Source organism: Aurantiacibacter sp. MUD61, from assembly GCF_027912455.1.
Lineage (GTDB): Bacteria > Pseudomonadota > Alphaproteobacteria > Sphingomonadales > Sphingomonadaceae > Alteraurantiacibacter.
Window position 1 is genome coordinate 1,262,884 of record NZ_CP115446.1, and the last position, 21,214, is coordinate 1,284,097.

Annotated in this window: 13 protein-coding genes and 1 tRNA gene; 5 read left to right on the forward strand and 9 right to left on the reverse strand. The window is 62.5% G+C overall.

Features of this window, described 5'->3' with window-relative positions:
• The first annotated feature begins 15 nt into the window (after positions 1-15).
• Both O2N64_RS06115 and O2N64_RS06120 read left to right on the forward strand, forming a co-directional pair.
• Entirely contained in the window at positions 16-429 is a 414-nt protein-coding gene (locus O2N64_RS06115) for a hypothetical protein (protein WP_271079392.1), read from the forward strand.
• Positions 430-667: 238 nt separating this feature from the next.
• A complete protein-coding gene (locus O2N64_RS06120) occupies positions 668-2,296 on the forward strand; it encodes an AMP-binding protein (protein ID WP_271079393.1) in 1,629 nt (542 codons plus the stop codon).
• 63 nt (positions 2,297-2,359) lie between these two features.
• Here the strand turns inward: O2N64_RS06120 and fsa are convergent, their stop codons facing one another.
• Complete coding sequence (gene fsa / locus O2N64_RS06125) at positions 2,360-3,013, reverse strand: fructose-6-phosphate aldolase (protein WP_271079394.1); 654 nt, start codon at positions 3,011-3,013, stop codon at positions 2,360-2,362.
• A gap of 129 nt (positions 3,014-3,142) precedes the next feature.
• Positions 3,143-4,090 (reverse strand): complex I NDUFA9 subunit family protein, encoded by a 948-nt coding sequence (locus O2N64_RS06130; protein ID WP_271079395.1) that lies wholly within the window; start codon positions 4,088-4,090, stop codon positions 3,143-3,145.
• Positions 4,091-4,323: 233 nt separating this feature from the next.
• Here O2N64_RS06130 and O2N64_RS06135 point away from each other — a divergent pair.
• Positions 4,324-4,410: transfer RNA gene (locus tag O2N64_RS06135), tRNA-Leu, on the forward strand.
• 50 nt (positions 4,411-4,460) lie between these two features.
• Here the strand turns inward: O2N64_RS06135 and O2N64_RS06140 are convergent.
• Genes O2N64_RS06140 through cysD form a run of 3 tightly spaced genes read right to left on the reverse strand, consistent with a single transcriptional unit; the run spans position 4,461 to position 8,028 of the window.
• Entirely contained in the window at positions 4,461-5,189 is a 729-nt protein-coding gene (locus tag O2N64_RS06140; RefSeq protein WP_271079396.1) for a 3'(2'),5'-bisphosphate nucleotidase CysQ, read from the reverse strand.
• Between the two features lie 11 nt (positions 5,190-5,200).
• The gene (gene cysN / locus O2N64_RS06145; RefSeq protein ID WP_271079397.1) at positions 5,201-7,114 is read right to left on the reverse strand and encodes a sulfate adenylyltransferase subunit CysN; all 1,914 of its coding nucleotides are present in this window, start codon (positions 7,112-7,114) and stop codon (positions 5,201-5,203) included.
• Entirely contained in the window at positions 7,114-8,028 is a 915-nt protein-coding gene (gene cysD, locus O2N64_RS06150; protein WP_271079398.1) for a sulfate adenylyltransferase subunit CysD, read from the reverse strand. The genes cysN and cysD overlap by 1 nt, the downstream gene beginning before the upstream one ends.
• Positions 8,029-8,093: 65 nt before the next feature.
• Here cysD and O2N64_RS06155 point away from each other — a divergent pair, with 65 nt between their 5' ends.
• Positions 8,094-9,074 carry a helix-turn-helix transcriptional regulator gene (locus O2N64_RS06155; RefSeq protein WP_271079399.1) on the forward strand — a complete coding sequence of 327 codons (981 nt, stop codon included), beginning with the start codon at positions 8,094-8,096 and terminating at the stop codon, positions 9,072-9,074.
• 59 nt (positions 9,075-9,133) lie between these two features.
• A complete protein-coding gene (gene mmsB, locus O2N64_RS06160) occupies positions 9,134-10,006 on the forward strand; it encodes a 3-hydroxyisobutyrate dehydrogenase (RefSeq protein WP_271079400.1) in 873 nt (290 codons plus the stop codon).
• A gap of 19 nt (positions 10,007-10,025) precedes the next feature.
• On the opposite strand, the gene O2N64_RS06165 is transcribed toward mmsB, so the two are convergent.
• From O2N64_RS06165 to O2N64_RS06180, 4 genes are all read right to left on the reverse strand, one after another.
• Positions 10,026-13,037: a CHAT domain-containing protein gene (locus O2N64_RS06165; RefSeq protein ID WP_271079401.1), complete on the reverse strand. Its 3,012-nt coding sequence runs from the start codon at positions 13,035-13,037 to the stop codon at positions 10,026-10,028.
• 35 nt (positions 13,038-13,072) lie between these two features.
• Positions 13,073-18,181, reverse strand: a complete 5,109-nt coding sequence (locus O2N64_RS06170) for a beta strand repeat-containing protein (RefSeq protein WP_271079402.1) — start codon at positions 18,179-18,181, stop codon at positions 13,073-13,075.
• Positions 18,182-18,183: 2 nt separating this feature from the next.
• The gene (locus O2N64_RS06175; RefSeq protein WP_271079403.1) at positions 18,184-19,896 is read right to left on the reverse strand and encodes a ShlB/FhaC/HecB family hemolysin secretion/activation protein; all 1,713 of its coding nucleotides are present in this window, start codon (positions 19,894-19,896) and stop codon (positions 18,184-18,186) included.
• Positions 19,897-20,154: 258 nt separating this feature from the next.
• Entirely contained in the window at positions 20,155-21,060 is a 906-nt protein-coding gene (locus O2N64_RS06180) for a tetratricopeptide repeat protein (RefSeq protein ID WP_271079404.1), read from the reverse strand.
• Between the last annotated feature and the right edge of the window lie 154 nt (positions 21,061-21,214).

The following is a 21,214-nucleotide window of genomic DNA, read 5'->3' on the forward strand; positions in this document are numbered from 1 at the left end:
CTGAAGGACGATCAAATGAAATACTGGATAATCAGCGCGGCGGCAGCGGGGTTGCTGGCGGGCGGGAGCGCGGCTGCGCAGGACATCTCACCCATTCCGCCCGTACAAACGCCCGAACCCATGCAGGAAACACCCATCCCGCCTGCCGACCCTGAAACTGATATGGAGCTGACCGGCGAAGACATCACCGATGCCGAAATCGCAAGCTTCGCCGCAGCGGGCATCCGCATGCGCCAGGAGCGCGATCCGGGAATGACGGATGAAGCGCGTCTCGCGCAGGCTGAGGGCATCGTCGTGGAAGAAGGCCTCGATCCCGCAAGATACGCCGCCATCGGCCGCGCCGCGCAGGCTGACCCTGCGGTCGCCATGCGCATACGCCAGGCAATAGAAGCGATGATGAACGAGACGCCCGAAACGCCCGAACCATAGACCGGCACAAAAGCCGGCGTGGCCGGACGTGACGATCGGCCACCACAGCAGCAGGCCCGGTCCATGCCTGCACATCCGAGCCCTGGCCCCGCCATCCACTTGCTGGCGGGGCCATTTTTATGGGCTTTCCTCAAGGCCAAAACATTGCTTCACTGTCTCTTGGTCGAGATCAGCCCATACCTATATGGATTCGACATAAGTCGGCGCGAATGACCGGCACACAGATGGAGAGAATGACATGGTCGAGCAGCGCCTCGAAAAGGCTCATTGCGATTGGTACGCCGATGAGGAAATCCTCGATACCACGATAGGCGGATTGCTGCGCGAACAGGCCGCGAAGAACGGCGACGCAGAAGCGCTGGTCGAAGGGCTGATGGATGGCAGCACCGGCCGTCGCTGGACCTATTCCGAATTGCTCGCCGATGCGGAGCGGATGGCCAAGGGCCTTGCCGCGCGCTTCCAGCCGGGCGAACGCATCGCCGTGTGGGGCCCGAACATCCCCGAATGGGTCCTCGTCGAATATGCCTGCGCGCTCGCTGGCCTCACTCTGGTCACTGTCAATCCCGCCTATCAGAAGCGCGAGCTCGACTATGTGCTGCGCCAGTCCGGCAGCGTTGCCCTGTTCCTGATCAAGGAAGTGCGCGGCAATCCGATGGCTGAAATCGGCAAGGCTGTGTGCGAGGAAATCCCTGCCGTCCGCGAAGTCGTCGACATGCACGATGAAGCGGCCATGTTCACCGATCCGAGTGGCACTCTGCCAGAGGTCGAGACGAACGATCCCGCGCAGATCCAGTATACTTCGGGCACGACCGGCTTCCCGAAGGGAGTCGTCCTGTCCCACCGAAACATCACCAACAATGCGCGCATCTTTGCCAAGACGGGCAATCTGGAGGACCGCCAGTCGACCATCGGCCTCACCCCGCTGTTTCACACGATGGGCTGCTCCATGGGCGTCCTCGGCTCGCTCCAGACCGCTTCCAAATATGTGCCGCTGCCTTTCTTCGAGCCCAACGCAGCGCTCGACATCATCGAGCGTGATAAGGTCACCTGGACGCTCACCGTGCCGACTATGGCCGTTGCGATGATCGCGATGCAAAAGGCCAATGAGCGCGATCTGTCTTCACTCAAAGTGCTCGGCATGGGCGGGGCAATGGTTGCCCCGGAACTCGCCCGCGCCGCAGAAGCCGTGCTGGGCGCGCAGGCGCTGGTCGCCTATGGGCAGACCGAAAGTTCGCCGGTCATCACCAGTGCGCGGCCATCGGACTCGGTGGAGGATATCACCACTAGCATCGGTCGCCCGGCGCTCGGCTGCGAAGTCGGCATTTTCGATCCGGCGACGGATGAGATCGTCGATTGCGGCGTGGTCGGCGAAATCCGCTCACGCAGCTATGCGACCATGCTCGGCTATCACGAGAACCCGGAAGCCACCGCTGAAGCAATCGATGCCGATGGCTGGCTGCACACCGGTGACCTCGGCACGATGGACGAGCGCGGTTTCGTTCGCATCACGGGCCGGGTGAAGGAAATGATCATTCGCGGCGGCGAGAACCTGTTTCCGGCGGAAATCGAGAACGTCCTCGCCGAACATGAGGGCGTCGCCGAATGCGCCGTCTTCGGCGTGCCGGACGATGTCCTGGGTGAAGCCGTCGCCGCCTATGTGCGGATGGAAGACGGACACACCTTCGATCCCGAAGAACTGCGTGCCTATTGCCGTTCCGAGATCGCGCCGCAGAAATGCCCGGCCTATTGGGAAGTGGTAAGCGAATGGCCGCTCACCGGTTCGGGCAAGATCCAGAAGTTCAAACTGCGCGATCAGTGGATCGCCAAGAACGTGAGCGCAAAGGCCGAAGGCGTTCTCGGCGGATAAAGATGCTCTTTGGCAGTCGCCCCCTGCTCAGGCGGGGGCGACACCTCGCTTTCCGTATCGCGATTACAGGATCGATTGCCCGGTGGTTTCCCAGTCCTTGAGGAAGCCCTCGATGCCCTTGTCTGTCAGCACGTGCTTGAACAGCGCATGGATCACTTTGGGCGGCGCGGTCATGACGTCTGCGCCGATGCGCGCGCTTTCGAGAACATGGACCACATGCCGCACGCTCGCAACGAGGATTTCCGTGTGGAAATCGTAATTGTCGTAGATCAGGCGGATGTCGCGGATCAGGTCCATGCCATCCGTGCCATTGTCATCATGGCGGCCGACGAAAGGTGAAACGAAAGTCGCGCCAGCCTTGGCAGCCAGCAGCGCCTGATTGGCCGAGAAGCACAGGGTGACATTCACCATCGTGCCGTCATCGGTCAGCGCCTTGCAGGTTTTCAGGCCATCGACCGTCAGCGGCACCTTGATGCAGACATTGTCGGCAATCTTGCGCAGCTTTTCGGCCTCTTTCATCATCGTCTCGTGATCGAGGGCGACGACTTCGGCGCTCACCGGGCCATCGGTGATGCCGCAGATTTCCTTGGTCACTTCCATGAAATCGCGGCCCGACTTGGCGATCAGTGACGGATTGGTGGTGACGCCGTCCAGCAGGCCAGTGGCCGCCAGTTCGCGGATGTCATCGAGTTCGGCGGTGTCGGCGAAGAATTTCATGGTCGTATGTTTCCCGAAGTTGGCGCTGTCTGGAAGGTTCGAATCGTTGGCGCGACTATAGGCGTGGCAAAGCCCGGCGCGCTACCGATGCGCACAGGATTTCCTCACTTGGCTAACGGTACGCCGCGTTCAACCGGCCTTGCGCTTGCTGCCGAAACGCCCGTGCTTGCGATAGCGGACCATCCAGCGATCGAGGAACAGCGACAGAGGCTTGGGATCGATGCCGAGTTTGTCGAGCTGCGGCACACCCGTGGTTGCCGTGCTACCTTCTTCCAGCATCGCCAGCTGATCCGAATTGATCGGTGTGAGCGGCAATGCGGCGAAGCCCTTCGCCAGCGGAGTGGGCATGGGGAAGAACACACGCTCGCGGTTTTGCCCGTCCGCAATCATCTCATGGATTTGCATCATGGAAAGCTCTTCGGGGCCCGCAGCTTCATAGGTCCTACCGCCGTGCTTGCCGACATTCTCCAGAGCCGCCGCAACAGCTGCCGCAACATCATCGACCCACACGACCTGAAACTTTGAATCGGCACCGAACACCGGCATCACCGGCATCATTTGCACCATGTCGGCGAACATCGGAACGAGCCCTGCGTCCTCACCGAACACGACCGAGGGACGAATGACTGTCGCCTTGGGGAAAGCTGCCAGCACCTGCAGCTCACCGTCACCCTTTGTGCGATAATAGCCGGTTTCCTTCTCCGGGTCGGCGCCAATCGCGGAGATGTAGACGAAACCCATCGCGCCTTCTTCGGCGGCGATTTTCGCGGCGTGCCCGGCGCTGTCTGCCTGCAGCTTTTGCTGATTGCCTTCAAACGTGCCGATCAGATAGACCACCGCATCCGATCCGCGCACGCATGCCTCGACGCTGGCCTTGTCAGCCGCATTGCAACGGGCGAACTGGATCTGCCCGAGATTGGCGAGCGGCTTCAGCTTGAAGGCTTTCTCAGGCTCGCGCGCAGCGATGCGCACACGCGCGCCGCGCTCGAGCAAATCCTGCGCAACATGCGATCCGATAAATCCGCTGCCGCCGATCAGGGTGACGAGCTTGCCTTCGAGCGGAGATGATTTGGCCATGAGAGGCATGTCCTTCGAGCAGAATGGATGTGTCGCAACGCCCTATGCACAGCCAGCGGGCGGCGGGCAATGCTTCTATTACGCGTAAAACACTCAGGCCGTTCCGCCGTTGCTCGGCGATCGCGGCAGAAAACCGTACGCGCGATGCAAAACCCGCGTTGACTCAATCGCAGCCCTGCCTTAGAGGCGCGCTCCTACCACACGGCGGAGCCACGCTTCGCCCTACAATGTGTGCCCAGATGGCGGAATTGGTAGACGCGCCGTCTTCAGGTGGCGGTGGGGGCAACCCCGTGGAGGTTCGAGTCCTCTTCTGGGCACCATTTCTCGAAAAATTCGCTGCTAGCGTTCGACGCGATTCTCGCGGCGGTGGCTAGTCTGCTTGCAGTGCCTCGAACACCGCATCTGCGTGGCCTTTCCGGCAGATCAGCAGGTCTGGCAGATAGGTGTCGCGCTGGTTGTAGAGCAAGGGTGAACCATCGACGCGGCTGATGTGGAGGCCGTGGGCGGCGGCGACTGCGGCTGGGGCGCAGCTGTCCCATTCGTATTGGCCGCCGGTGTGCAGATAAATGTCGGCCTCTCCGCGGATGATCGACATGGCCTTGGCGCCCGCACTGCCCATGGGGACAAGTTCAGCATCCAGCGCTTCGGCGACTTTGACAGCCTCGGGAGCAGGGCGGGTGCGGCTGACGACCATGCGCAGCTTTTCGGGCGCGCCGGGCAAAGCGCAAGGCTGATCGGTTCTCAGCACTTCGCCAAGGCCGGGCAGGGCGACTGCGGCGATCTCGGGCCTGCCATCGACAGCAAGCGCAACGTGAACCGCCCAATCGGTCCGCTCCTCACCATATTCGCGCGTGCCATCGACGGGGTCGACGATCCATACGCGGCTCTTATCAAGCCGCTCCATTGTGTCCTTGCTCTCTTCGGACAGCAGGCCGTCTTCGGGGCGCTGCGCACGCAGGGCATGGACGAGGAACTGGTTTGCCGTCTCATCGCCAGCTTTGCCGAGAGCCTTGCCGGCGATCATGCCAGAGGCGCGGACTTCCAGAAGGATGCGCCCGGCGCATTCGGCAAGGTGGGCGGCGAGTTCGGCGTCGGTCATAGGTGTGGCACTCACTTCAGCGGAAGGATCTGGCCGATGATGTAATCGGCGGCTTCTTCGGGCGTCATTTCCACCGTGTTGACGGTGATTTCCGGCTTTTGCGGAGGCTCATACGGGCTGTCGATCCCGGTGAAGTTCTTCAGCTCTCCGGCGCGCGCCTTTTTGTATAGGCCCTTTACGTCCCGCTCTTCGGCAACTTCCAGCGGAGTGTCGACGAAGATCTCGATGAACTCGTGATCCTCCAGCATGTCGCGCACCATTTGCCGTTCCGCGCGGAAGGGCGAGATGAAGGCGGTGAGCACGATCAGGCCCGCATCGGTCATCAGCTTCGCCACTTCGCCGATGCGGCGGATGTTCTCGATCCGGTCGGCCTCGGTAAAGCCCAAATCCTTGTTCAGGCCGTGGCGGACATTGTCGCCGTCGAGCAGGAAGGTGTGGCGGTTCATCAGCGCCAGCTTCTTCTCGACTTCATTGGCGATGGTCGACTTGCCGCTTCCCGAAAGCCCGGTGAACCAGAGCACGCGCGGCGTCTGGTTCTTCATGCCCGCATGATGCTCGCGGCTGATGTCGGTCGCCTGCCAATGCACGTTCTGGCTGCGCCGCAGGCTGAAGTTGAGCATGCCCGCACCAACGGTCGCATTGGTGATCTTGTCGATCAGGATGAAGCCGCCCAGCGTACGGCTGTCGGCATAGGGCTCGAACACGATGTTCTTGTCGGCATAGACTTCCGCCACGCCGATATCGTTGAGGCTGAGCGTCTTTGCCGCCATGTGATCCATCGTGTTGACGTCCACACGATACTTGGGCTGCTGCACCGTGGCTGAAACTGTCTGCGTGCCGATCTTCAGCCAATAGCTGCGCCCGACATGCAGGTCTTCATCGTTAAGCCACACTAGCGTCGCTTCGAACTGGTCGGCTGTTTCGGGTGGATTGTCCGCCACGCACAGCACGTCGCCACGCGAACAGTCGATCTCGTCTTCCAGCGTGATGGTGACCGACTGGCCGGCCACGGCCTCGTCCAGCTCGCCATCATAAGTGACGATCGATTTTACGGTGCAGGTCTTGCCCGATGGTAGCGCGCGCACCGCATCGCCCGGCTTGACGGAGCCCGTGGCGATCAGGCCAGAGAACCCGCGGAAGTCGAGATTGGGGCGATTGACCCACTGCACCGGCATGCGGAAAGGCTTTTCCGCCGCCACTTCCGACAGGACTTCGACGCTTTCGAGGTGGTCGACAAGGCTCGGCCCGTCGTACCACGGCGTCTTGTCGCTCGGCGCCGAGGTGATGTTGTCGCCCTTGAAGCCCGAAATGGGCAGCGCGGTGAAACTCTCGATGCCGATTTCCTCGGCAAAGGCGCGATAGTCGGCCACGATGTCGTCGAAGACCTGCTGGTCGTAATCGACCAGGTCCATCTTGTTCACCGCCAGCACGATGTTGCGGATGCCGATCCGGTGGCAGAGGTAGCTGTGCCGCCGCGTCTGAACGAGCACGCCCTTGCGCGCATCGACGAGGATGACCGCAAGGTCGGCGGTGGAGGCGCCGGTCACCATGTTGCGCGTATACTGTTCGTGCCCCGGGCAATCGGCGACGATGAACTTGCGCTTTTCGGTGTTGAAGAAGCGATAGGCGACATCGATGGTGATGCCCTGCTCGCGCTCTGCGGCGAGGCCATCCACCAACAGCGCAAAGTCGATCTCCTGCCCCTGCGTGCCGACCTTCTTGCTGTCGTTGCTCAACGCTTCGAGCTGGTCCTCGAAGATCATCTTGCTGTCGTAGAGCAGGCGGCCGATCAGCGTCGACTTGCCGTCATCCACGCTGCCGCATGTGATGAAGCGCAGCATGGTCTTGTGCTGGTGCGTGTCGAGATAGGCGTCGATATCCTCGGCGATGAGGGCGTCGGTTTGGTAGATCGTGTCTTGCGACATCAGAAATAGCCCTCCTGCTTCTTCTTCTCCATGCCGGCACCGCCCGCATCCTTGTCGATCACGCGGCCCTGCCTTTCGCTGGTGGTGGTGAGCAGCGTTTCCTGAATGACTTCGCTGAGCGTCGAGGCTTCGCTTTCGACTGCGCCCGTCAGCGGAAAACAGCCGAGCGTGCGAAAGCGCACGGACCGGGTGGTGATCTCGGGGCGCTTACCCATGACCTTCTCAAGACGCTCGATATCGTCGGCCATGAACAGGCCGCCTTCATATTCGAAAGTCGGGCGCGGCGCGCTGAAATAGAGCGGTACGATCTCGATATTCTCGAGCTGGATATACTGCCATACATCGAGCTCGGTCCAGTTGGAGATCGGGAAGACGCGGATGCTTTCGCCCTTGCGCTTCTTCGCGTTGTAGAGGTTCCACAGCTCCGGCCGCTGGTTCTTCGGGTCCCAGCCGTGGCTCGCGGTGCGGAAAGAAAAGATGCGCTCCTTCGCGCGGCTCTTTTCCTCGTCGCGGCGGGCACCGCCAAAGGCCGCGTCGAAACCATGCATGGTCAGCGCCTGCTTCAGCCCCTCGGTCTTCCACATGTCGGTGTGCAGCGGGCCGTGATCGAACGGGTTGATGCCGCGTTCCTGTGCCTCGGGGTTCTGGTGCACGATCAGCTCCATGCCCGCTTCTTCGGCAGACCGCTTGCGCAGATCGTACATATCCTTGAACTTCCAGGTCGTATCGACGTGGAGCAGCGGGAAAGGCGGCGGCGAAGGGTAGAAGGCCTTCTTCGCCAGATGCAGCATCACGGCAGAATCCTTGCCGATCGAATACATCATCACTGGCTTGTCGGCTTCGGCAGCGACTTCGCGGATGATGTGAATGGCCTCTGCCTCGAGGCGCTGGAGATGGGTGAGCGGTGCAGTCATGGCGCGGGATGTAGCAAGCTCGCGACAATGTGGACCTCCCAAATGGGAGGTGGTATGACGCGTGCATGCGTATTCCCAATCTGGGCGAGATAGAACTGCTTGTGCCGCTGCATGATGGCATGTTCGAGCAACCGATGTGGCAGACCTTCCTCTCGCGGCTGCAGTCGGCCGCGAATGCAGAGGGAGCGGCGATCATCCTGCAGTCGGGCGGCGATGTGGTGCGGCTCTCAGCCGGCGAGGTGGAGGAGGCAAACGACCTCTCCGAGCTTCGTCCCGGGAGGCCCTATGCGCCCGAGGAACTGGGCGCTCAGCAACATGCGATCCGGCTCACTGGCGAAGGAGGATTGGTGGCAACGCTGGTGGTGCAGCGCGGTGAGGGGGGCACTTCATCGCTGCTTGCGGCGCTGGCCCCGCATTTTGGCGCTGCCCTGCGCGTGCTCTCCGGTCTGGAGCGCGAGCGCGCCCGATCCGCCATGAGCGCGCAGGCCTTTGCCCGGCTCGATTTCGGTTGGATCAGCCTCGATGCGAAGGGGCGCATTGTTGACAGCGACCAGCAGGCCGAGCGGTTGCTGCGCGAAAGTGGGCTATTGGCGCGCGGCGCCTATGACAGGCTCGTCCCCTCCGACCCGGCAGTGGACCGCCAGCTCACTGGGCTGGTGAAGGCCTTTGCCGCGAACCCCAGGGCTCGACCTCGCGCAATCAATCTGAGCCACGATCCGTGGATCGACATTCTGGTATCCCCCCTGCGCCTCGCCGCACTGGCGGGGGGCAAGGATGCCGTAGCCGTGGTTTACCTGCGCGGTGACCGATCTTCCTCCGAAACGCGCGCCGAACAGCTAGTCGACCTCTTCAACCTGACGCCGAGCGAGGCGCGCATGGCGTGGTCCATGGCGCAGGGCCTTTCGATTGCCGAGGCGGCGGAAGAGCACGGCCTGACCATCGAGACCGCGCGCAATTACTCGAAGAAAATCTATGCCAAGACTGGCGCGCGCGGGCAGGTCGACCTTGTTCGCCACGTGCTCACCGGAGTGCTTGCGTTGGCGTGATCTGGCCCTTGCATAGTTTCATCTGAAATGAGAAGCGCAGGCCCAAGGAGAGAATCGCCATGAAAATCGCATTTATCGGTCTTGGAAACATGGGCGGCGGCATGGCCGCGAACCTGGCGAAGGCGGGGCACGATGTGCGCGCTTTCGACCTTAGCGGGGCGGCGCTCGCGGCGGCAAAGGAAAAGGGCTGCGAGACTTTCACATCGGCCAGCGAGGCATGCAAAGGCGTGGATGCCGTGGTCTCCATGCTGCCCAATGGCGAGATCGTGAAAGCAGTCTACACCAGCGACGTGATCGGCCACGCACCGGAAGGTGCAGTGCTGATAGATTGCTCCACCATCGACGTTGCGACCGCGCGCGAAGTGGCCGATGCCGCTTCCGCCGCTGGTTATCCCATGGTCGATGCGCCGGTATCGGGCGGGATCGCGGCAGCCGATGCGGGCACGCTGACTTTCATGGTTGGGGGCAGCGAAGAAGGGTTCAGGGGCGCTGAAGAAGTGCTGAAAGACATGGGCAAGGCGGTGATCCACGCCGGAGATGCGGGTAACGGTCAGGCGGCAAAAATCTGCAACAACATGCTGCTCGCCGTCCAGATGATCGGCACGGCAGAAGCCTTTGCCATGGCGCAAAGGCTCGGCCTGGATCCGCAGACCTTTTACGACATTTCCAGCGTCAGTTCGGGCCAGTGCTGGTCCATGACGAGCTATTGCCCGGTCCCGGGTGTCGGTCCGAAGTCGCCTTCGGATAATGATTATCAGGGCGGGTTCGCGACAGGCCTGATGCTGAAGGATCTGAAGCTCGCCATGGAAGCTGCCGAGACTGCGGGCATGAACACCCGCATCGGTGCCAAGGCGAAAGAGCTTTACGAAGCGTTCGACGCAGAGGGCAACGGCGCGCGGGATTTCAGCGCGATCATCACCGAATACGACTGATGCGGGGTCGGGGGGCGGCTTAACGCACCACCGGTATCGTGCCATCCCCGACCACGGCGAAAGCGGCCCAGTAAAACGGGTGCGATGTCTGCGCCTCGTCCATCAGACCGAGCTGCGCGCGGCGTAAGGCCTCGCCGGTCGTATCGCCCGGCGCTGCGGAGAATACGCCCGTCACCAGTCGCTGGGTCGCGTTGAAATCGTCTGGCACCGGCCAGTGGCTGGCCATCACCGTGCGTCCGCCAGCGCCCACAAAGGCACGGACAAGACCGTCCAGCGCGAAATCGCCAGCACCGCTGATACCGGCTTCGCGGCTCGCCACCAGACCGCCTTCACTTGCCGTATTGCAGGCCGAAAGGATGACCAGGTCGGCGTCGATCTGCAGGTCGAAGATTTCTGAAAAGCTCAGCAATCCGTCCGAATTCTCACCGCCGAAGCTGGTTAGCAATGCGGGGCGCGGCGGGCATTCCGACGCGGGGGCCGTCACCAGACCGTGCGTGGCGAAATGCAGGATGCGATATTCGTCGAGCTGGTCCATGCCCAGCAGCGCACTGTCATTGAACGCCGCATCGGTTAGCAATCGCGCCTCGGCGCCATTGGCTTGCAAGGCATCTTGCGCAGCACGCAGCTCGGTCGCTGCAATCGGGTCGTTCCAGGCCGACGCGCCCCAGCGGCACCGATCGCTGACCATGCCGAGCGAACCCCTTGCAAGCGCTGGCAACGGCGATGCCCCAAGCGGCTGGTTTTGCCCAAGACCCAGGTAATCGAGCCGAGCGTCCGAAGCTCTCGCCGCGCGCACGTCTCGGAAGGAGCTTGGCGAAACCGATGTGGTGATGGGCATGTCGCGGCCCATCCATGCGGTGCCGCGATAGTCGAATTCGTCCCCTCCATTCGCCATCCGCGCGCCATGGGCGGCCACGCTGGCGTCATCGGTGACGAGGAGATTGACCGGCAACCGCAGCATCGCGCCGTCAGGCTCAAAAACGAGGTGCCGCGCATCGTTCAGATCGCTCGCCACTGGACCGAACAGCTGGGCATGCAGCGTGCGCGCGGTTTGGATCTCGAAGGGATACGTGATGGTCTGGCCGGCCAGGTCGACCGCGATGGAGTCCCGCAGCGTATCGACCATGCTGCCGATTTCATCACTGTCGGCGTCAATGCGGAAGGCGCGAGCCATGTCGGCTTCGGCATAGATGGCGTAGCTCGCCTCATCGAGCATCACCAGCTTGTAATAGGCTTCACCCGGTTGCAGCGTCGCCTGCAGGCTTGCCAGATCCATGCGGCTGTCTTCGACTACGCGGTAGCGCGGATATTCTGCCAATTGCTGCTGCATTTCCAACTGGCGAATTTGCAGAGTGTCCAGCTGCTGGCGCAAGTCTCCGATTTGCGAATCCGGCGCTGCACCCTCGACATTCGCGTCCAGCTCGGCCTGGGCGATGCGGACACGCAGCTGCTCGATCCCGCGCGAGACGTTGAGCGACTGGCGGAATAGCTGCGCTGCCTCGTCACTGCCAGCAGACAGTTCGCGCGCCAGCACCGCCTGCGTCTGCGCAAGGCCGGGGCGTAACATCAGCTGGCTCGCAGCGAACATCTCCTCTGCAACGCCTTGCCCATCGCGCTCTGCAAGCAGCGCAAAATAGGGCGCGAGCAATTGTCGCAGGCTTGCGGCAGGCTTGCTGTCGGCGGATTGGACGAGCGTGCGATAGACGGACAGGGCCTGTTCCTCACGTCCGTTGCGCGCCAGAAAACCGGCATATTGCGCCTGCGCGCTGACGAGTGCGGGTGAGCCGGGATAGAAGGATTCGAGTAGCGCGATGGCCTGCTGGTGGAGCGCTTCTGCGCCGCCGAGATCACCTGCGCGTTCATCGATTTCGGCGATTTCGCCCAGCACTTGCGCGCGCAGCCATAGAACCGTCACCACCCGTCCATCGCGCACGGTGAGCAATTGCTCGCGCGCCTGAACCAGCGCGGCGCGTGCATCCTGCGGGCGGCCCTGTGCCCTCAATGCAGTCGCGCGGATCTGCAGCGCCTGCGCATCGAGCAATTGGGCGTGTTCAAGCTCCGTCAGAGCGCCCGTCGCTCCGCTAATGGCATTGCCGTTTTCCGCGGCGAGGCGCTCTGCCAGTGGTATGGAGAGTTCCATCCGTGACAGCGCATCGAGGTCCGCTGCATCTCCGGGCAGGGGAACGTCGAGCGTCATGATCGCTTCTGCCGGACGTTCGCGATTGAGCGCGTCCAGCGCTTCAAAATTGCGCGCCATGCGGGTGAGGATCGGGTCTTCTCCGATCAACGATCGGATATCGATAAAGAGGAGCGCGGCTTCGAGATAATTGCCCAAATTGCTTTGTTGCAGCGCCGTGTTGAGCAGCGCTTCGGTGGCTTCTTCCCCTTCAAGCCCGTCTGCCGATGCGGAAAAAAACTCGGCGGCCTCTGCATAATTGCCCGCATTGGCGCGGCGATAGGCCTCTTCCAACGCGCTGTCCGGGCCGATGGCTTCGGCCTGCGCGCGGGCAAAAGCGCTGGCATCCGCGGCGAGCGTCAGCGGAATTTCAACGGTGCCCGCAATTTCGCGATCGCTTGCCAGCGTGGCCATGCCGAGCCGCAAGGCGTCCTGATAAATGGATATGCCCTCCGCCACATATGTGTAGCCATTGGCGCTGCCGACAATCAGCAGGCGGTTGAGTTCGTTTCCTTCCTCCCGGCAAGCAAAGGCGCGCGCGCTTTCGATGCCCTGGGGCAGATTTGAAAGCTCGCCCTCCCGGCAGGTCCTGCCATCATCGGAAAGCGCAGAGAGAGCGGCTTCTGGACCGGTTGAAGGGAGCACAGCCAGGCTGCCAACGGCGATGGATGCATCTTGGCAAATTACCGCATAGCGGCGGTAGAACAGGCCATCCTGCGCTGTCGGGGACTGGATCTGCATTTCGCACAATCCGTCCGATCCGATAGGCACGCTGTCGCGCAGCGATACCGGCACTTCCTGCGCGCTGGCCGGAAGGGCGAGGACGAGTCCGGCGAGACCCGCAAGCGCGAGCATCAGCCGCCCTGTGAGAGACCGTGACTGCTGCGCCATCATTCGTCTCCCTCATCATCGTCAGCCGATCCGCTGAGCGCGTGAAGCGCGCTGTCCGAACCGCTTGTCACGGGTTCGCGCACCAGTTCGTCTTCGCTGATGAGCGGGGCATCCATCAGGCCCGGGAAGTCAAAGCCGAACCCGAAATCGAACGCCGTTCCTTCATCGATGACGAACTTGGGTGCGAGTGGTTGTTCGATCAGGATCTGGTTGGGAACCGGAACCTCGATCTCCTCTTCCACCGGGTCTTCCGGACAGGTCGAGGTGACGATGATGCAATTGTTGAACGTGGCATCGGGCGTGTAGGTGCCCACTCGATCGGTCGCGAATTCGACCACGAAGAAGAAATCATTATTGGTCAGCTGGCCGGTACCATCGTCCTGCGTACCAAAGGCGATTACTCGAAGCTGGCCGGGGAAGGCGGACGCTTGGGTGATCAGTAACCCGCCAGGACCAACTTCGATGCCGCCATAGATGCCGTTTGCTCCGGTGTTCTGCCCGTAAACAAGGCCAAGCGCGTTGATCTCGACACGGTCGGCCGAGATATAGCTCGATGCCTCGGCAGCGCCGCCATCATCGAGCAGCGCTTCTACCACCGCAGCGCTCGCGGGATCAGCGAGGATGTCGGCGATCAGATCGGCATCTGCGGCGATGAAATCGGTGGCGGAAATCTGCAGCGTGCCGGCCAGCGCGGACCCGCTATCGAGGCGGATGCTGCCTGTCGGCAGGGTCAGGAACAAAGTCCCTTCCGCCCCAATGGAAAGCGTGTCTCCGGACCCTGTCGAGGTGTAATTGAACGCGCCGAAAATATCGAGCGATCCGTCCACGAAGAGGTCGATGCTTGCAAAGCGCTGATCGCCGCTGCCAAGCAGGGTCAGATCATCGATCACCGCATCGACATCGGTGCCGCCGACATTGGGCAAGAAAATCGAAAGGCTGGTCGCATCTATCGCGGCCGCCTCGTCCGCTAGCAGCGAATAGCCGCTGCCAGCGCTGGTGCCACCAAGCACGGCCTGCGCGTCGACATTGGTCGAAGTCAGCGCAACTGCATCGCCGCCGAACAGAGTATCGGCGCCGACTTCGATGTCATGGGATGTAAGAAGGGTGTTCAGCGCGGCGATATTGCGCGCTGCGCCGTCATCGCCATCCAGTGTGATCGTCCCGCCTGCGGTGACATCGAAAGTGGCGGTCAGGTTCGCGCTGTCCGGCCCGCCGATGATCGTGCCGCCGGTGAGATATTGCAGCAGGATATCGCCCGTCACATCTGCGGAGAGCGTATCGAGCACATTGAGCGCGCCGCCATCGGCGAGGATCTGAGCCTGCGGGCCGGGATCGCTGCCTAGCGCCGAAATCGTCAGCGTGTCTGCGGTGACGCTGCCAGTGTTGCGGAACAGCGCAAGTCCCGGCGTCCCGGTTCCTACGCCAAGCGCATCTGTGTCGAGCAGGATATCGCCGATAGTGATCGGCCCCAGATCATTGTCGAACTCTGCCGAGCCGGAATTGGCAATTGCTCCCGCGCCCGCTTCGGCATTGGATATCAGCGAGAGAACGACGAGGTCGACCTGGCTCGTGCTGCCGAGGCTGAAGAACCGGGCGAGGGCGGAAGTTGCATCGCCATTTGCCGCCGTGCCCGTTCCGCCCAGCGCGCTCGATCGCACGGTGACGTTGCCGCCGGAAAGCGTGCTGTCGCCATTGGATAGCAGCGCGTCTCCGCTGGTAGCACTGCCGCCGTCCACCCCGTCACCGCCAACTGCTTCCGAAGCAAGCAGCGTATTCGTGCCAAGGTCGATATCGGAGAAGCCTGCCTGCAAGGTCACTGCCCCACCGCTTGCGTTACCGCCTGTCCCGGTCGCGGTGCTGCCGCCAGTTGCCGTGCTTACCGCGTCGATCGCGATGTCGAGAGTGCTGCCGGTGAGGGCCGTAATCAGGATTTCGCCGGTTTCGGCTGCGCCGCCATCCACTGTATTTGCCCCCACGGCGTTGCCGCCGTTGGCGATGCCGGTCAGCGTGATCGAGGTGCCTGTGAGCGTGCCGTTGGCAATGTCGATATCGATCAAGCCGCTCGATGCAGATCCACCCTCTCCCCCGGTCACCGAACTGTCTCCGCCGGAACCCGCGCTCACCAATTGTGCCGCCGCGCCGGTCAGGTCGACCACCCCGCCGCGAAGGATGGCCAGTCCGACATCACCGCCATCGCCGATGCCACCAATCCCGCTGCCACCATTGGTCAAACCGCCGACGCCTAGCGATTGGAGCGATAGCTGGCCGGTAAGTGTCAGGCTGCTTGGCGCATCCGCTACGGCGATACCGGAGAAACCGCCGCTTGCATTGCCGCCGACAGCTGACGCGCCGCCGTCTCCCGCAAGCGCATTGCTGTTCGCCAGCAGGCTGGTGAGGCTCGCGCTACCGCCGTTGACGATGTCCAGCGTGGCGCTGCCTCCGCTCGCCGATCCTGCGGTGAAACCGGCACCCGCGACGTTCCCACCCTGGGCCGGTGCAATCAGGCTCACTCCTGCACTTGGTCCATCAAGTGTGCCGCCATCGATGGTGATCGCCGCCGATCCGCCAGAGGCTGAGCTTCCATCGCCGCCGTTGGCAGTGGATACCGAACCATTGGCAGTGGCGGCCATTGTCAGGCTGTTGGCCAGGGTGAGAGTCGAGCCGGTGCCTATGAGAAGGCTGGTTTCTCCGCCGATGACATCGCCGCCAGCGCCGCCCGTCGCATTAGCACCGAGGCCGATGGCGTCGCTCGAAATCGTCGATGCGCTCCAGCTACCGCCATTGAGCAGGTTGATTGTAGTCGAACCGCCAGCTGCATCGCCGCTATTCGCGCCGCTTCCAGCCTGCGCATTGGCAGAGAGCGAAGTCGCGCCGGTATTGATGAGATCGCCGCCATCGAGCAAGATATTCGCACCGCCGCCGAGCGCATTGCCGCCATCGCCCGAGCCGCTGGAGGATCCGGCGACGGCATTTGTGCTGATCGACAAGCTCCCGCCGGCATCGAGCGATCCATTGGTCACCGACAATCCCGCCGATCCCCCCACCGCATCGCCGCCGCTTTCCCCTGCACCAGCGTTCCCCAACAGGTCCATCGTAATGCCTGTCGCGACCGTCATGTCCCCGTCCGTCACCGTGATGCTGGCGCTGCCTCCTGTCGCATTGCCCGCCGCCGCACCGCCGGCCGTCGTCGATGTCTGGGCAGAGGCATCGCCAGTCAGGCTGCCGCCGATATCGACCGCCGAGAAATCGATCGACTGCACATCTATCGTACCACCAAAGGCCGAGCGATCGACGCCCAATCCGATAGTTGAGGAGGTGATCAGTGCGCTCGCATCAAGTGTCACGTCACCCGCAATCGAGACCGATCCGCCGCCCACACCCGTGCCGATGGAGATGCCTCCTCCGGTCGCGTCTCCAGCCACAGGTGCCACTGAAGAGACAAGCTCTGGCGCGGTCGCACTGGCGTCTACAGAAAGCGTGCCAAGCGTGCTCAGCGATCCGCCCTGCGTGGCGAGGAACTGCACTTGTCCGCCCTGCATCGCGCCATTGCCATCGAAGGTACCAAAGGTTTGATCTGTGCGGGCATAGGATTCCATCCGCACATTGCCGCGCAGGTCGATCGTTCCGCCTTCTGACAGGATTTGCGCCTGTCCGCCGGTACCCGAACCGATGTTGTTGAAGATGAAATCGAGCCCCGGAACGGCGCTTGCCGCAACCATGGTTTCGCCCAGCACAGTCAGCAACGCGTCACTAGCCACGCGAATTGATGCGAGGCCGCCGGTCGCGTCTTCCTGGCCAGTCGCTTGGGTGTTCAGTCCGAAATTTCGCGCCGAGACAAACAGGTCGCCGTCCACCAATACTTGCGGGCCGCTGCCGACATCGATGACGGCCTGCTCCCGCCCGACAAGCGACAGATCGCCAGCAAAGGTGGACGTTGCCGTGGTAGCATCGAGGTTCGTCTGATGCGTTGAAATGGCGAGCAGATTGCTGGTGGCGACGATGCCGCTCAGCAGAATATCGCCGCGCTCGCCGGGCACCTGGCTGCGCCCGTCGAAGAAAGAATCGGCCCCTTGCCGACTGTCATCGCCATCCACAGTGCGACCGCTGACATTATAATTGGCGGACAGGATAACGTCGCCGTTCACAATGGTGGCGCTGGCGGCGGGCTGGAAACCCAAATTGCCGCTGAACAGCATGGAAACGGGACCGCCGCTAAAGGCAGAGGCCTGAGTGACGCCGTAAATCACATGCTCGTCACCCGCGCCCGTGCTCGACGGTCCGCCTGATGAACCGGTGTGTGTGATCGTCTGCCCGCCAGCCGTCACACCTTGGGTAATGATGATGTCGAACAGGCCAGAGGAATGGTTGAGGAATACTGCCTCGGACGCGACATAGGCAATCGAACCATTATAAAAGGCGCTTCCCGCCATGCTGATCTGCGGCGACGCAACGATCAGGAAGCTGTCCTCCGGCCCGCCAGTGCCGGGCGCTCCTGTCAGAACCGCGCCTGCCTGGATGTCGATGGCCCCTGATGCGCCACTCATAAAAAGTGATCCGGTGCCATTGGCGAAACCGCTGATGGTAGTGATGTCGACCGCCTGCGTGGTCAGCATCAATTGCGGAACTTCGAATCGTCCGGTCGGCCCGACAATGATGCCGGTGGGCGAATAGAAAGCGACGAAACCGCCCGGTGTGGTGACGCCGAAAGGATCGGTCAGAAAAGACTGCACCAGGCCTTCGAAAAGCGCAGGGGCGTTATCCGGCCCGGGAATAATCCGGTTGAGCACAGCAAAATTGAAGTTGTTGGCGCCGTTCTGGAAAATCGCGGTGTTACCCGCCGGTAGGAAGGTTTCGGTGGTCAACAGCGACGGATCGAAATCGGCTCGCCAGTCGATGACGGTGTCGAGCGTGTCGACCGTAATGCGCGTGGTCCCCATGACGCTTTCGTCGATTTGTGCGGAACCTTGAACGACGGCAGGTGTCGCCTGGATGCCCTGTGCAGAGGCTTCGGTCGCACCGAAGGCAAGACCCGCCAACATCGCCGCTCCGGCACACGAATGCAGCAGGCGTGATCGGATCATGGATGGCTTCGTCATGATGTTTGTCATGATTATCTCCAGGGCAGCAGGCGGGCCGTTATCGAGAACAGGATGCGCCAACCGGGGCGCTCACCGGTGGAATCCAGACGCTGCAGCGGGATCGCCACATTCACATCGCCTTGGATGTTGGCGCCGCGCACAAAGCGCATGCCGGCACCGGCGGACCACAGTTCGTCCGTCGGATCGAACAGCCCTGGGTCTTCATTGTCGGTCCAGGCGGCATCGGTGAAAGCGTATGCCTGAAAGCGCAGCGAGTCCGTCGAGGTCGGGATAAGCGAGCCGAAGCGCAGCTCAAGGCTGGTCGCCAAAGCGGAATCGCCGAGGATAGAGCTTGGATCGTAGCCACGCCCGATGCCGTAATTGCCCGCGCCATATTCCTCGAATGCCGGAAGCGGGCTGCCGCTCAACTGGCCTTCCAGATCGAAAGCGATCGCGAGCAGCGGAACAGGGCGGAACTCGGTATTGATGGATCCGCGAAGAAACAGCGGGGTGGGGTCCTGCTCAATCCGGGCAGGGCCAATGCCGCCATTGATCAGGCAGTCGGCCGGATTGTCCCGGCAATCGTCAGATGCACCGAAGATCCCAAGGCCCTGTCGCACTTCGCCGGTCGCGGAAAAGCGGAATTTGGGCTCGTACGGCGAATATCCATCGCGCCGCGCAATGCTGTCCGCATCGACATGCAGATAGGTGCCGCGCAGATAGACGGCGCGCACGCGATCTTCGGTGAAGGGATTGCCGTTGAGCGTGACATCCTGATTAACGAAATCGAACCCTGCCGCGCCCCAGACGGAATCGGTCTGCGTGCGCAGGAAAGGATAGCTCGCCTCCACGCTGGCGAAGACCGTTTCGGATTCGATGGTGAAGCCGGGCAGGGCATCGGGCTGCGTCCAGCCCAGCGTTACCTGGCCGGACAGCACAAGCCCATCGCTTCCGAGCGGCATATCGTGGCTGAGTTGTAGCGTCTGCTGCTCTTCGAATTCCAGCGTGGAGAAGGCAGCGATGGCGGTGCGATCACCCATGCCGAAGACATTATAGGCCTCAGCCCGCAGCAATCCGCCGAAACGGCCAAGCGCGCGGCTGCCCCAGTTCTGGATATTGGCATCAATGGCAAAACTGTCACGCAGGACGGCGACTTCGCCGATCAGGTCTCCCGGCGCGCCTTCGGGCGCGGGGCGCAGCGACAGGCGCACTTCCATGCCCGGCACATCATTGGCCAGCAGCAGATAGCGCTCCGCCTCCCCGATGTTGAAAACCTCCTGCCCGACGAGCCGCTGGAGATACCCAGCAATCAGGCTTTCGGCACCTTGCGTATCGCCGCGCGCACGTACCGCGACGAGCCGCCCCAGCACGACGCGCATTTCCGCGCGGCCATCACCCAGCGATTGCGCCGGGATTTCGACGGCGGCGAGATAGCCAGCGTCCTCCAGCAAGGCCGCAGCGCGATCGCGAATGTCGCACAACGCGCGGATCGGCAGTTCGCGGTTCAGATAGCCATCATGTGCACGGGCGAGCGCGACGTCGGATGCGCGCTCCGCTCCGGTGTAATCGACGCCGCTTAGCGTTACGGTCAGATCGGCGTATTCAGGGGCATCGAGCGCACAGGCGCGGCGTTCCATTTGCCCGTCGACCGTGAGCGTGAGCCCATCGCGAACCTCGGGCCGTTCCTGCGGGCTTGTCAGCTCCCCGCGAGTCGGTGGCGCGGTATCCTGCGCCAGCGCGGGCACAGCGCATGCCGTGAGCGAGCCGGCAAGCAAAACTGCCGCGCTTTTCCGTGACTTGATTGTATGCACCGCACTCGCAAAAGCGTGCTGGTGCCCCACCCTTTTCATTCGGCCGCCTCCCTTCGCCCCCTCATGGGTCAGCCTGCATGGCACGGATCATGCGCCCATTACGGACCTGAGTCCAATTTCCGCCTCCGTGCCCGTGCAATACCGCAAGCTAGATCGATGCGATTGTGCAAAGGCGACACGCCCAAGCCAATTTCAATCGATGCCGAGCGTTGCTGCCATGCCTTCGATCTGCTCGCGGGCGTCCGGATGCGCAGCGATCGCCGCGGCCTTGGCCCGGCGTGCATCGCCGGTGCGGCCCAACTGGTTGTAGCTGCGCATCAGCATGATCCATTCCTCCACGCTGCCGCCCTCTGCATCGATGCGGGCGGCAAGCCGCGCCACCATGCCTTCCGCCATGGCCTGCTGCTCGCCCGGAGGCATGGAGGAAGCTGCGGCCATCTGCTCCGGCGATGGACCCGGCTGGGCATTTACAAGGCCCTGTGGGAGCAAATCGCGTGTGCCGGCAGCTTCTGCAATCCGGTCCGTCACGTCGATTTCATTGATCGCGCCGACCTGCTGGATCGTACGCACCAGATCATTTTCCCACGGCGCGCTGGGCGGCGTATCGGCCAGCAGCGCCAGCCAATCGCGAATCGCGCCTTCGTGATCGCCGGTGAGATCGCGCGCGACAGCCAGAAAGTATCGCGCGCGCGGATCGGTCGGGTCGAGCTCCAGCGCGCGGCGGAATGCCTGCTCTGCGGCATCGGGCATCGGATCATCCTCGCTCGCCATCACCCGCGCTTCGCCAAGTGAAGACCACAAAGTCGCCGTCTCCGGATCGAGTGCCACTGCGCGTTCATAGGCATCGGCGGCTTCGGCAAAGCGATTGGCGAGGAACAGGTTCACCGCAAGCTCCTGCCACGACTGCGGATTATCGGCATCGGCCTCTGCGCGGGCGGCAAGATCATCCAGTGTTGGTGGCACGCTTATCCCGGCGCTTTCGGGAGCATCGCCTGCATCCGCACCGGCCTCGCCATCGACAACGCGCCAGCCGATAACGCCCGCCAGCAGCGCGCAGCCCGCCAAAGTTGCGATCGTACCCTTGCCAATTTTCGCCATACAAGACGCCCCCTCAACGCCGCTTTGGCCAAGCCTAGCGAAGCCCTGCAAAGGCGCAAGCGCAAGACACGGTTTCCTTTCGGCCCGCTTTTATGCATAACTGCAAGCAGGGGGGAAAGTGATGGGGGAACCTCTACAGGTTCAAATTGCCATT